Consider the following 13,198-nt stretch of genomic DNA (forward strand, 5'->3'; position numbering starts at 1 on the left):
CCTATACGTCTTACCGCGATCAGAACAAACTCGCCTGCACAAACGTCTGGTCCGGCAAACCCAACAATGGCATGCGCGCGATTTCCCTGCACTTCGAGCCGCTTACCAGGGATCTTTTCAGCAAGATCATTTCCGTGACACGGAACGATGAGTGGAATTTCTTGTACATCCATTCCTTGGCTGCGCTGTTCACCTGTGCCGGTGTCATCCCGCGGGCGATGGTAACATGCGGATCGGTGCAGAACCTGAATTCCCCCGAAGCCCATTTGGACAGGTGCTCAATCGTCTCGGTTTTAAGGTTCTTGGTCAACCCGTTTACCTGAAGAGAGGAGCTTGCGTCCAGATCGACGTAAAACGTACCGCCTTCGTACCGGTTGAAACCATCCAATTCAATACGGAATGGCGCGACATGGCGCGCCACTTTTTCAAACCCCTGAATTACCCTGTCGAGTTTATATTCATGGATAATGCAGTTAAAAAGGGTCAGATGCGGGCGGAGATTCGCAGCCTGTTCGCAGCCATAAGCCTTTTGAAAATACTGCTTGACGCTTCCGATCGCGGCTTCGGTGACCGGATCACAGGAAAAAACCAGGAGGTACTCATAGAGATGCTCCCGGATGTTCCTGATCGTACTCAAATCGTTGTTGTTGATGTGAATAGATTTCATGTTGATGAAGTGTAATTTTCACTTGTAAAAATAGTAAAGGTATTTTAAATACCAAACTATTGATCTTAAAAATATCAATAAATTTATCGTAGATGCCGTTTCTTGAATTCAGAAGGGTTTTCGCCGACTACTTTTCTGAAAAGCTTATTGAAATAGGAGAGGCTTTCGAACCCGACAGCAAAGCATGCCTCTGAAACTGAGCGGTCTTGAAGCAAGAGATTCTTCGCCTGATTGATCCGGAACTGGTTCACGAAATCGGTGAAAGTCATGCTGGTATTCGCTTTGAAAAACCGGCAGAAAGCAGGAGTGGTGAGGTTTACCGCGGCCGCAACTGCATTCACGTCGGGTGTGCGGTCGAAATGGGCTTCTACGTACGCATAAACATGCTGCATGCGCAGATGTTCTTTCCGGAATGATTTACTGCAGATCGGCTTGGGATTCAATACGATCGCTTCGGTCGACTCGGCCATAAGCCTTAAAATGCCAAGAAGCGTCAGTAGTTGGTCGAACGGGGCCAGCGCGGGTATTTGTTTGAGCTTTTCACCTATAATACGCTTGGTTTCGCCGGAAAATGAGAGACCGTGATGCGAGTTTTCGAACAACTTCCGGATGTTTTGGAGCTCGGGTGCAAGCAGAAAATCTTTGCCCAAAAAATCTTCCCGCATCTGGACAATTACCTGCTCGCAGCTTGTACGAACCCCATAATCGAAATTCAGGTGCGGTATATTCGGGCCGATAAACACCAGGTCGCTGCCCTCGTACACGGACGTATGCGAGCCCACGTGCCGCGTGCCGCTCGATCCTTCCACATATACGATCTCATACTCAGGGTGGAGGTGCCACAGAAATGTGTCGTTCAGGCCCGGGGTTAGCAGGATTTTGAAAGAACTTCCCTGGTCCGGGTGGATGTCTTCGCGGATAATTTTCATATTAAAATGCCTGTAATTGTCCCTGGTTTGCCACTATGACAGGCGTAATTTCCTGCTCTTGTTAATATAGAGCAAAAATAGGCAATTGTAGCGGTAGTGGAGGTTATAGCGGATAATTAGTTTTGTTTTATTCAATCATGAAAAAATAGTATTGATATGGAAGCGAAAACAATGGCCACTATGGCACCTGGGAATGCTCATCAGGACATTCCTGGTAATCCTTCGACGGCCAAATCGAGCAATGTGAGGCTAAACGATAGAAGTAACGGCAAACCGCTCAAATTACTGACCGAAGAAGACTGGGATTTCTGGACAACCAATGGTTATATCGTGATCCCGAATGCGGTACCGAGAGAGCAGGTCAAAAAGCTGGCCGATTTTTTGTGGGAATTTGAAGAAAAGGACCCGGATGACCCGGAAACATGGTACGCGCCGCCACGTGCCGAAATGAAGATGAAAGAACTGACCAATACCGGGATGGTCGAGGTGTACAATCATCAATACCTGTGGGATAACCGACAATACCCGAAGGTGCATGAGGCATTCTCCGACATTTGGGGCACCGAAAAACTTTGGGTGACCATCGACCGGGCCAATTTGAACCTGCCGCTCCGTCCCGGTTTCGAATATAAAGGCTTTATTCATTGGGACTACGACCCGGAAACCAAACCGCAAAATGTGCAGGGCGTACTCGCGCTGGCCGACCAGGACGACGAGAATATGGGCGGGTTTCAATGCGTGCCGGAGCTGTTCAGGACCTACGACACCTGGAAATTGACGCAGCCGAAGGACAGGAATCATTTTCAGCCGGACGTGACAGGTTTTGAGATCGTTAAGGTAAAAATGAATGCCGGTGACATGCTGATCTTCAATAGTTCCCAGCCGCACGGGATCCGCGCGAACCGGAGCGAGGACAAAGTTCGCCTCGCGCAATATATTTCGATGATGCCGGCGCAGGAAGAAGATGAGGCATTGCGGCAATGGCGGATCCGCTCCTGGCGGGAACGTGAGGCGCCGCAGGGTTACGCTTTCCCGGGCGATCCCCGGAATTGGGAACAAACCCGTTATCAAACGGCGGAGTTGAGCGAACTGGGACGCAAATTGCTAGGGCTGGATCGCTGGGATTGAGATATTTAAGAATGTCGGCGAATCACGTAATAATATAAAATGGGGTACGTTTTGGGTTTGTAACCGCTAACAAACTTTTTTAACGTAAATCAAACCCCTATGAAAGCGAATCTGCTCACGCTGGCATGCTTGTCGTGCACGATGACGAACGTACTTGCCCAGGCAAGCTACCGCATTGCCGAGACCGCCGCCGATTTTCTTACCATCGCGCCGGATGCCCGGGCAGGAGGGATGGGCTACGCCGGGACTGCCACAAGTGGCGACGCGAATTCGGCATTCTGGAACGTCGGTAAGCTCGCCGATGCGCCGGGAAGTTTTGGAGTTTCTGCGACTTACTCGCCCTGGCTGCCCTCCCTTATTAATGGTGCCTGGCTGGGTTACGCCGCCGGTTACAAGAAGTTGAACAATGGGCAGGTGGTGGGCGCATCCGTTCAATATTTCAGTGATCCGGCAATCGTTTCGGCTCCGTCACTTTCCCCCGGTGGAGATATCGCGTTCAGCGGATCGTACGCCAAACAATTGGGAAGCCATTTTTCAGCAGGGATGACGCTCAAATATGTGTCATCGGACATTGGAAGCAGTGTCGTGCAGGGCAATGTATTGAAGCCTGCACGCGCAGTAGCCGGCGACATCGGGGTTTATTACAAAAGTCTTTCGTCTGATGCCGAGGGGAATGAAAATATGGTATGGACGGTCGGTGCCGCGCTGACCAATATCGGCCCCAAGATGGACTATGGGTCAGGTTATGAATACTTTTTGCCGACAACCCTGAGGTTGGGCGGAGGTCTTTCGTATACTGCCAACGGGCAACACAAGCTGAACGTGACCGCCGAGGCGGGAAAACTGTTGGTACCAACGCCTGTTCCTGGCAGTAATGTGAATCAGAAACCGTATCTGGAAGGTATTCTTCAATCTTTTTCGGACGCACCCGGCGGTTTTAAAGAAGAAATGCAGGAAATAGTTGTGGCTATGGGGGCTGAATATTGGTACAAAAATGTATTCGCACTCCGGGGCGGCTACCACGCCGAAAACAAAGTGAAAGGCAACCGCAAATTCTTCACCACCGGAGCCGGTGTACGCATTCTGAAACACTATTCCCTCGACTTCTCATATCTGATCCCGACCGATTCGGGCAGTCCCTTGAAGAATATGTATAAAGTGTCGGCTTCGGTCAACTTTTAGGGCTGCTGAACGCCTTTCAACGAATATTCCCGGATTAACAAGTATTTGCAGCACACCGCCGAAGTCTGTTTTCAATAATATTCCTGGAAAACCGATTCGCTACAATCGAATGATCCCCCGGTGCCTGCAAACTTTCATCAGTTCAAACATGCATTCTGTCAGTTCAAACATGCTTTCCGGCATCAGGGGAGAAATGGGCTTCGCTAATGGGTGTTGAAGTGAGAATTTTGTGCCGCTATGAGGTGCCTGATACTCGCTTTACTGTCTCTTTACCTGTGTATTACACATGCGGTCGCGCAGGCGGAATGGAGGCGCGTGGCTATGCGCGACGGGATAAAAGTGTATGCCAAAACGGTCCCCGATTCGAAGATCAAAGCCATGAAAGCGGAATGCACGCTGGATGCAGGCCTGGATGAGGTGATTGCATTACTGCTGGATGTGAAAGCCGCCGAGCAATGGGTGTGCCATACCAAATCGTGCCGACTGATTCGAAGAGTTTCCGATACGGAGCTGCTTTATCATACGGAGGTAAGTTTGCCATGGCCGTTGGATAATCGCGATTTTGTGACGCATTTGCGCGTCATAAAACACGAAGGGAGCGGTGCTGTGACTGTTGAAGCACCAGCCGTACCGGGCATCGTGCCGTTGCGGGAGGGTGTTGTCCGAATCAATGCTTCAATAAACCGCTGGCTAATCCGCCCGTTGCCGGACGGGAAGGTGTGGGTGGAATACATGCTGCAAGTCGATCCCGGCGGTCACATTCCTGCGCATGTCGTGAACATGTTTGCTTGCCGGGCACCTATCGAAACGTTTCAAAACATGCGGAAGGTGCTGCGGAAGCGTCGCGGAGGTTAGTGGGAGGGTGATCGGCAGTCTGATATCCATCGCTATCTATTCAAATTGGCATGCGTTTTTTGAGATTTTTTATAATTATTTTCCTAAATTGGCAAAAGGGAGATTCGAAGCGCTTTTTAGCGCGGAAACTAAGGTTCTGAAATTCAACGCAAAACATAAAACGATGGGGAAAGGGAAAGATCTTTTCGGGCACTACAATGATCTCGCCAAGGAAAAAGGCCCTGGTAGCGAAGAAAGTAAATATGCCGGCATTCTTTTCCAATCGCTTCTGATGCTTGGCGAGCGCCGCACTTTCGAGCTCCTTGAAGAGGCGGATGAGAAAGGTAAGAAGCTGAAATTGGAATATAATAACGCCGTCAAACGCAGCACGGCATGCCCGTGTGGTGTAACGCTGACATAGCTTTTTAGTGAATAACTTCGGTACAGGCCTGGCGGACGATCCAAATCCACCGGGTCTTGTTGTATAGCGGCGCCGACAGTTTATCAATTATTTGGGCCAGTTCATCCCGACGGCTCCTATTCTGCGCTTATTCCCGTAAATTGGGAATAGAATAGCCTCTTGTTCCCGCATGACCGCCCAACCGCATTTCGACCCTGATTTTGCCGCTTCGCCCCCCCGGGCGCATTGGTTTTTCAGGTACAAGCTCTACCATATTCCATTCTGGATCGTCTATCATTATATATGGTGGGTGGTGGCGCTTGGCAATCCGGTCAAGGTGGTGGAAGCACTGTTTACAACCTCCGTGATCAAGTTCCTGTTTTACGTGATATGGCAGGCGCTGGCGGTGTATTTCAACCTGTATTTTCTCATCCCGCGGTTCCTGGAAAAAGGCAGGTATGTCCAATTTCTGACGTTTTTGCTGTTAACCATCCTCGCTACTGCCGCGATGATCGTGCCGGGCTACTACATCGGCGCCTGGGCCGCAGGAAAAACACTGGAAGAATTCTTCGGACCTGGAAACTACGAGTTTTTTCACATGATGCTCGGAGGACCGTTATCGTCGACTGTTGCCGCAACGACATTTGCGATGAGTATCAAATTAGCCAAAAACTGGCTTCAAACGCAGCAAAGACAACAAATTCTGGAAAAAGAAAAGCTGGAAACCGAATTGAATTTTCTGAAATACCAGTTCAACCCACATTTCCTTTTCAACAGTATCAATTCGATCTTTTTCCTGATCCATAAAAACCCCGATATGGCGTCGGCGTCGCTTGCGAAGTTCTCGGAGCTACTCCGGCATCAGTTGTATGAATGCAACGACCACCAGATCCCACTGGTTAAGGAAATTGCTTATCTCGAAAACTTTATCGAACTGGAAAAGCTGCGTCAGAGCGACAACCTGGATGTGGTTTTCAAGGTGGAGGAACACTTTAGCGAGCAGCCGGGCATTGCGCCTTTTGTGCTCATGACGTTCATGGAAAACGCATTTAAGCACGTTTCAAGGCACCACGACCAGCCCAACTGGATCCGAGGCGATCTGCGGTTGGACAATGCAAATCTGGTATTTAATCTCATCAACACGGTTTCGGAGGAGCAGAATGCGGAAGTGGTGAATTACGGGGGAATCGGCCTAAAAAATGTCCGGCGCAGGTTGGATCTGATTTATCCGGGAAAATACGAGCTGGATATCCGGCGCGATGCTGACCGGTTTGTCGTTCATTTTGAGGCTGAACTTGAAAAATTGGAATCGACAGAAATTTCTCCAATGTCTTTAAATCATGCCGGTTAGATGATCAATTGTGCGATAATAGATGATGAACCGCTGGCGCGGGAAGGGCTGGCTGATTATGTGAAGGAAGTGGATTTTTTGAAACTGACAGGCGTTTGCGAAAACCCGGTCGAACTCATCAGTCTTATGGACCGCGAGCCTGTCGACCTGATTTTCCTGGACATTCAAATGCCCAAAATGAGCGGTATCGACTTCCTGAAAATCGTGCAGAACCCGCCGATGGCCATCATAACCACGGCTTACCCGAGTTACGCGCTGGAAGGATTTCAGCTCAATGTGATGGATTACCTGCTGAAACCGATCACTTTCGAGCGTTTTTTCAAATCGGCGGGCAAGGCAAGGGATTATCACAAACTGCTGACCAAATCCGCAACATCGAAGACCGAGGAAGACTATTTTTTTATCAAATGCGGCAGCAAATACGAGAAGATTTTCTTCGATGATATTCTGTATATCGAGGGCCTACAAAACTACGTCACGATCCATACTCGAAAAGGCAAGTACATTACGCTGCTCAACCTCAAACACCTCGAACAAAACCTTGATAGCCGGCATTTTATCCGCATTCATAAATCCTATATTGTCTCGATCGGGAAAATCGAGGGGATCGACGGAAATGAGATCTTTATTCAGCCGCATCGTATTCCCATCAGCCGGAATTACCGTGAGCAGGTAATTGAACAGGTGGTAAACCGGAGGCTAATGGATAAGAACCGTTAGTCACTTGACATTGAAGTGCAGTAAAGCGATTTCGCCGGTGACAGCCTCCGACGTTTTTGTAATATCCCTATCGAAGGGGCGAACGAGGTTATTCCCTGCCAAATCTTCTAACCTGGGTTCGATCAGAACTTTATAAGAACCGGCTTTCCAGTTTGCATCCGGAATAAAATGACATTGTATTTCAGCCTTGCCAATTTGCCATTGACCCGAGATCTTCTCGCCCGCGCCGTCTTGTACAGTAAATACTTCTTGTAAAAGGCCGTGATCGAGCGGTTCTTTAAAATCGATCTTCAATGCTTGCTTCGTGGCGGCTGTGGGTGGTACCAATGTCCATTGCGAAGGTTGCGGCGAGAGCGAGTCCTTCGCGATGGTAACAAACGCCTTTTGGTAGGCTTTGGCGAGACGTTTCCCGCGCGCGTCGGTCCAGGCCTGCGATATCGCAATCTCGTAATGCGTGCCGCGCTGCATGGGCGCGCCGAGTCGCTTATTAGGCTGTAAATCACGTTTGATGCGACCAGGGTCGAGCCAGAGTGTCAGAACCGTCCGCTCCGGGTTCCACAATTCCGGTTGCAGGTCCAGGAATGCGCCGTCGATGGTATCGCGCTTGTTTTTAATGAGTTTTATATATTTCGCTGAAAGCCCCTCGCGCATCGGTTGGTTGAAATGCAGGTAGATTTTCAGCAGGTTTTCAGGCAGCGTGTCGGCCGAAGGATAAATGGCAATAACCCTTGGCGCATTACCAGCATTATTTTCAGGGACTTCAAAGCCTCCCACGCGCGTGTCGCGTACACGTACGTCATAATGCATGCCGCGCGTGAAGGGAATCATCGGCGTGAACAGCAGCCCGCTTTCTTTTTGTTCGAACGAGCCCAGAATGCCTACGGGATTTTGTTGGCCGGCTATATTGACTGTTACCAGAGAAAAAATGGAATCTTCCGGAATGTCCGCTGCAAGGGCGCCAGGAATTCGGATGGCGAAGGCCTGCCCGTTTTTCCATTGAATGTCGATCGACTGATTCGCGCTCTCAGGAAGACAGGCGATAAGGCATACAAAAAAAGTCAGGCCGGGGATGTACGCCAGCCTGACCAATCGGTTTGTCGAAATCTTACAAATACCTTTCACTCGAAGTCCAGAGGTCGAGGCTGCCGTTGGACCGGCGTTGCAGGATGATCATGCGCGAATCGTCCAGCTTGTCCATCTGAATCACATTCGTCACCGGCAGAGACACGAAATCGACGCCCGCCGTCGCGAAACTTTCCTCAACAGGGGTCGTCAGCGCGCCCTGGTAGGCTTCGATGCTTTTGTATTTTACCTTGAAAACGGGCCGGGCAGAGTTGGACATCATCAGGAACGACTCTCCGCCTTTGCTTACCGTCACCATATCGATCGGCGAATTACCGCTACCCATTTCGGCGACGGTGCGGCCTTTTACATGCGTACCGGGTTTGAGCTCGTCCATCGGGAAAAGGACCAGCGGCGTGCAGGTGTAGCTCGCTACCAGGTACTTTTTACCCTTGATTTCAGCCGTTGTAAATGTGCGGATCGGCGCCAGTGTTTCATATTTGCCATGCGCGGCATGATAGATTTCCAGCGTTGATTGGTCCTGTTTGTTGGTAAAAGGGAAAGTAATGCTGCGGAAAGTTGAGTTGAATTCCTGACCGGAGAGCCCGCTCACCAGCACTTTCCCATCGGCAAAACCAATATCCGAAATCGCCGCAACCCTCACAGAATTACCACGTTTGTCTTTCGCGTCTTCCGCAGGTGCATTATTAAGCGCGAGGCTCGAAAACGGTATATTTTTAGTACTTACCGCTTCGATTTTGTCGCCGGTGATTTTGAGCAGGACTGGTGTACCATCGGCACTTTGCACGGCGCAGTAAATGTTTTTGGAAACAGGGTTTACGGCAATGTCCTGAATACTGATGTTAGCGGCATCTGTTCCCAGTAATGCAGCTATTTTCTGGTCAATGTTCTTTATTTCAACAGGTTGTGTACTTGCATTGGCGGTCGCGTCTTTCGTGTCGATCGCGAAAACCGTCGCACTTTTGGAATCGCCCACAAGAAGCACCCCGTCCGGCCCGAAAGCCAGCCCGCTGATCGATCGGATCTCCGGCGTACCGACTGCCATGCCGTATTTGGCAGGCCTCACGCGCGAAGTGTTGGCCAGGAACACGAGCCCGGCAAGTGCGGCCAACAAAAAATAAACCTTCTTCATCGTTTATGTGCGTTTAATGAGTTGACAATGAACGGCCAGCATAATATGTCCAGCGTATTATAAAGTAGCGGATGCGGCAAACCTACCGGTTGAAGCGATGGGTTTGCATGTAAATTTTCAGCGCGTCGGCGGCGTATTTAATCTGTTATTGGCAGTCGCATAAATTATCGAATGGTAACGATCGGATATCATTTTTTATTTATCGATGAAATTGGATTAAATTAAGATGTAACCATGGTTAGCGTAGACAAAAAACCTTTGACCGGCGTTATCTTTGAATGTGGGGCTGAGTTTCTCCGATTTAAGATAAGACATGGAACTGAATTCATATAAAGTAAAAAAATCCCAAAGGGTGATCGCGGTAGTGCTCGCGGCAGCTGTAACCGGCGTTTTTTCAGCATTGGTAGCCGATACCCTCAAAGTCATTACAGAGCATTACGAGGAGGCTTTCCTGGAAAACTTGCGGCACAATCGTTATCTGATCTTCATTATTCCGCTCATCGGCCTCACTACCATTCATTTGCTGCGCTATTTCCTATTTCATAACAAAGCCAATAAAGGGATCAAGGAAGTGCTGGATACGATCAATAAAAATGCCCACACATTGCCTGCTTACAAAATTCCCTCTCATTATTTCAATGGCCTGCTGACAGTAATTTTCGGCGGCTCCACGGGCATCGAAGTCTCCACTGTGGTTTCAACGGCGGCTATTGGCGCATTGTCGAGCCGGAAAGTGAGCTATCTGCGCAAGTACCGTACGGATCTCGTGTGCGCGGGGCTGGCCGCGGGGGTAACGGCCCTTTTCAATGCACCTGTTGCCGGGTTTCTATTTGCCTTTGAGGTGTTTACAAGAAGAAAAAGCAAACTGCACACCGCAGCGGTGGTTACCGCCGTGCTTTCGTCGTACCTGATTACCCGCTTCTTTTTTTACAAACAAGTCTTCCATTTCAGCGTCACCAACTGGCGCACGGAGGCACTGCCTTACATGATCCTGCTGGGTGTGCTGGCAGGGCTCAATTCGGTTTATCTTACCAAATGCGTGCTGTTTTGCAAGAAGTTTTTCGGTTCGCTGCAAAACGATTATGCCCGTATTATTGGTGGCTCGCTGCTGATTTCAACGATGATTTTCTTCGTACCGAACCTTTACGGCGAAGGTTATGAAGGGATCAAGCATGTATTCCGTCAGGCCGACGCGCCTACATTGGCCGTCATACTGCCGTTGCTCGTGGTACTGCTACTCAAACCTGTCGCGACGTCGGTTACACTTGGCGCAGGTGGTGATGGAGGCGTTTTTGCGCCGAGCCTGTTCATCGGCGCATTTCTCGGATTGATTGTCTGTGTTGTATTAAACCACTATTTCGGACTCGGCCTGATACCTGTCAATTTTGTGCTGATAGGCATGGCGGCTGTGCTCAGTGGCAGCATTCACGCGCCGTTTACCTCTATTTTCCTGGTGTGCGCGTTAGCCGACAACTATATTCTCTTTATCCCGATCGTGATCGCGAGCCTCGTTTCTAAATGGGTAGCTGCGGCGATTTTCCCGTACTCGGTTTACACTTATCAGGTCAAACAAGCGACTGGCGGGCAGGTAGCTACTGTTCCGCAACCACGGCCATAACGAGCGTCGCTGCATTATGTGCTGCTACATGGTAGAACTGGTCCATATCCGCCTTGGCTTTGCCATCGGCTTTGTCGCTGAGGCTCCGGATGATCAGAAACGGCGTATTCTGTTGGTAGCAGGTTTGCGCGATGGCTGCCCCTTCCATTTCCGTAGCGGCTGCATGCAGGTCTTTCAGTAGCCGCTGAGTGGTTTTTTCGGAGGAGACAAACTGGTCGCCCGTGACGATAATGCCTTTTTTTACAGCGGGGACAAAGCTGCCGTTGCCCCGCTCCACCTTCGCCAGTTTCAGGTTTTTGGAAACCGAAAGGGCCTTGCTGATCAATGCGGAATCGCAGAGGAATTTCAGTGGGTTTTCCTTCTGGGTAAAAGGGTTTTTCGTAGCCCAATAATGCATTCCGGCGTCGTCGATCTGCCCGAAATCATGGTAGGCGATCTGCGTCCCGATCACCAGATCGCCCGGCGCCAGCGTGGGGTCCACACCGCCCGCAATACCTGAAAACACGATTTCTCGCGGTTTAAAATGCTGGATCATCACGACGGTGGTAATGGCGGCATTGACCTTCCCGACCCCCGTTTCCGCGAGCACGACGCGCCGGCCTCGCAGCTCGCCCTTAATGAACCGGATCTGGCTGATAATCGTATCTTTTTTCTGTGTCATTTCGCTTTCCAGCAATACCAGTTCAGGCGGAAATGCGCCGAGAATACCGGTAACGCTTTGGGATTTAACAGAAAGAACGATGAGTAGAAAGAGGAATGTGAGTAGTGAATTTTTCTTCATGTTGAGTTTAAAAAATCAGGGCCAGTATGGCGAAAATATCAATGATAATGAGGGCTATACTAATGTCCTTGGCCCGTCCCGAGAGCAATTTCAGGGCCGTCCAGCTCAGGAATCCCCAGATAATGCCCTGGGTAATGGAGTAGGTAAAGGGGATCAGAACCATGGCGAGGAAAGCCGGAAATGCTTCTGAAAGATCATTCCAGCTGATGCGGATCACGGGTTTCATCATAAAAACACCTACCAGCACCAAAGCAGGCGCGGTGGCGATAGAGGGTACCGCGCTCAGCAAAGGCGAAAGGAACAGAAATGGCAGGAACAAAATGGCGCCGGTAACCGCGGTGAGACCCGTTTTGCCACCCTGCTCGATTCCTACTGCCGATTCAATGTAAGCCGTACCGGGACTGCTGCCCGTGAGCCCGGCGATGGTCGTTGAAATGGCGTCCACCATCAGCGAGCGTCGGATATTGCGGGGCTCGCCGTTTTCGTCGAGTAGATTGGAGGCTTCTGCCAGCCCGACAAACGTGGAAAGGCTGTCGAACATATCGGTAAATACGAACGCAAGAATGATAGGTGCCAGGCTCCATCGAAGCGAATGGACGAGGTCGAGCTGAAAAAGCAGGCTGAAATCGGGTTTCGAAACGAGATGATCGATGGTAATAACGGTTTCTGTGCCACCCCACCAGCGACCGATCGGCCAGGCGAGCAGGCTTGTGATGACAATGCCGATCAGGATGCTGCCTTTTACATTGCGGATCAGCAGGATCACCGTCACAAGCAAACCGGCGATGAATGTGAGCGTGGGCGCATTGAGGTTGCCCAGGCTGATCATCGTCGCCGGATTGGGCACGATGAATTTGGCATTGGCAAAACCTATAAGCGTGATAAACAGCCCTATTCCCGCCGCGATGCCGAAGCGTAACGGTTTTGGAATGGCCTTGACAATGTAGGCCCTGATGTTGAATGCAGATAAAATAAGGAAGAAGATCCCCGACCAGAATACCGTCCCGAGCGCCACTTGCCACGACAGCCCGTCGGTGAGCACGGCCGTGTAGGTGAAAAAAGCGTTGAGGCCCATTCCCGGCGCGACCAGGATAGGGTTGTTGGCGTAAAGGCCCATCATCAGACTGCTAAAAAACGACACGAGGATCGTTGCTGTAAGCACGGCAGGGAACGGCATGCCGGTTTGGCTGAGGATCGACGGGTTGACGACGATGATATACGCCGTTGCCAGGAATGAGGAAATCCCGGCCAGGATTTCGGTGGAGATCTGCTCTTTGCGAAGCCCGGAAAATAAGGTCATATCGTTCAGGTTTATTTCAAATATATTGATTTAATATTCAATGGGAAGGCTTTTTCACAAGCTGTAAGGGATA

At 50.2% G+C, this 13,198-nt stretch carries 13 protein-coding genes; 7 read left to right on the top strand and 6 right to left on the bottom strand.

The genetic code is table 11. The annotated features are described in order from the left end of the window. Positions 1-19 precede the first annotated feature (19 nt). Together ACTJJJ_RS16715 and ACTJJJ_RS16720 are read right to left on the bottom strand one after the other, a co-directional pair. Positions 20-667, bottom strand: a complete 648-nt coding sequence (locus ACTJJJ_RS16715; protein WP_440702401.1) for a 2'-5' RNA ligase family protein — start codon at positions 665-667, stop codon at positions 20-22. A gap of 83 nt (positions 668-750) precedes the next feature. Then, positions 751-1,596: a helix-turn-helix domain-containing protein gene (locus ACTJJJ_RS16720; RefSeq protein WP_440702402.1), complete on the bottom strand. Its 846-nt coding sequence runs from the start codon at positions 1,594-1,596 to the stop codon at positions 751-753. A gap of 156 nt (positions 1,597-1,752) precedes the next feature. On the opposite strand from ACTJJJ_RS16720, the gene ACTJJJ_RS16725 reads away from it, so the two are divergent. From ACTJJJ_RS16725 to ACTJJJ_RS16750, 6 genes are all read left to right on the top strand, one after another. Next, the gene (locus ACTJJJ_RS16725) at positions 1,753-2,724 is read left to right on the top strand and encodes a phytanoyl-CoA dioxygenase family protein (RefSeq protein ID WP_440702403.1); all 972 of its coding nucleotides are present in this window, start codon (positions 1,753-1,755) and stop codon (positions 2,722-2,724) included. A 99-nt stretch (positions 2,725-2,823) separates the two neighbouring features. Continuing rightward, entirely contained in the window at positions 2,824-3,906 is a 1,083-nt protein-coding gene (gene porV / locus ACTJJJ_RS16730; protein WP_440702404.1) for a type IX secretion system outer membrane channel protein PorV, read from the top strand. A gap of 237 nt (positions 3,907-4,143) precedes the next feature. After that, on the top strand, positions 4,144-4,761 hold the full coding sequence (locus tag ACTJJJ_RS16735) for an START domain-containing protein (protein ID WP_440702405.1): 618 nt from the start codon (positions 4,144-4,146) through the stop codon (positions 4,759-4,761). Between the two features lie 163 nt (positions 4,762-4,924). After that, positions 4,925-5,161, top strand: a complete 237-nt coding sequence (locus ACTJJJ_RS16740) for a hypothetical protein (protein WP_188935183.1) — start codon at positions 4,925-4,927, stop codon at positions 5,159-5,161. A gap of 169 nt (positions 5,162-5,330) precedes the next feature. Further along, positions 5,331-6,491 carry a sensor histidine kinase gene (locus ACTJJJ_RS16745; RefSeq protein ID WP_440702406.1) on the top strand — a complete coding sequence of 387 codons (1,161 nt, stop codon included), beginning with the start codon at positions 5,331-5,333 and terminating at the stop codon, positions 6,489-6,491. Beyond that, on the top strand, positions 6,492-7,211 hold the full coding sequence (locus ACTJJJ_RS16750) for a LytR/AlgR family response regulator transcription factor (RefSeq protein WP_188933198.1): 720 nt from the start codon (positions 6,492-6,494) through the stop codon (positions 7,209-7,211). On the opposite strand, the gene ACTJJJ_RS16755 is transcribed toward ACTJJJ_RS16750, so the two are convergent. Then, positions 7,212-8,300 (bottom strand): Ig-like domain-containing protein, encoded by a 1,089-nt coding sequence (locus ACTJJJ_RS16755; RefSeq protein WP_440702407.1) that lies wholly within the window; start codon positions 8,298-8,300, stop codon positions 7,212-7,214. It lies immediately after the preceding gene. A 16-nt stretch (positions 8,301-8,316) separates the two neighbouring features. After that, positions 8,317-9,426: a hypothetical protein gene (locus ACTJJJ_RS16760; protein WP_440702408.1), complete on the bottom strand. Its 1,110-nt coding sequence runs from the start codon at positions 9,424-9,426 to the stop codon at positions 8,317-8,319. Positions 9,427-9,739: 313 nt separating this feature from the next. Here ACTJJJ_RS16760 and ACTJJJ_RS16765 point away from each other — a divergent pair, with 313 nt between their 5' ends. Continuing rightward, positions 9,740-11,044, top strand: a complete 1,305-nt coding sequence (locus tag ACTJJJ_RS16765; protein ID WP_188933191.1) for a chloride channel protein — start codon at positions 9,740-9,742, stop codon at positions 11,042-11,044. On the opposite strand, the gene ACTJJJ_RS16770 is transcribed toward ACTJJJ_RS16765, so the two are convergent. Together ACTJJJ_RS16770 and ACTJJJ_RS16775 are read right to left on the bottom strand one after the other, a co-directional pair. After that, entirely contained in the window at positions 11,019-11,825 is an 807-nt protein-coding gene (locus ACTJJJ_RS16770; RefSeq protein WP_440702409.1) for a 5'-methylthioadenosine/adenosylhomocysteine nucleosidase, read from the bottom strand. The two genes, ACTJJJ_RS16765 and ACTJJJ_RS16770, sit on opposite strands and share 26 nt — an antisense overlap. A gap of 7 nt (positions 11,826-11,832) precedes the next feature. Then, a complete protein-coding gene (locus ACTJJJ_RS16775; RefSeq protein ID WP_188933187.1) occupies positions 11,833-13,125 on the bottom strand; it encodes an NCS2 family permease in 1,293 nt (430 codons plus the stop codon). Positions 13,126-13,198 lie beyond the last annotated feature (73 nt).

The sequence above is a fragment of the Dyadobacter sp. 22481 genome (assembly GCF_052044875.1).
GTDB lineage: Bacteria > Bacteroidota > Bacteroidia > Cytophagales > Spirosomataceae > Dyadobacter > Dyadobacter endophyticus.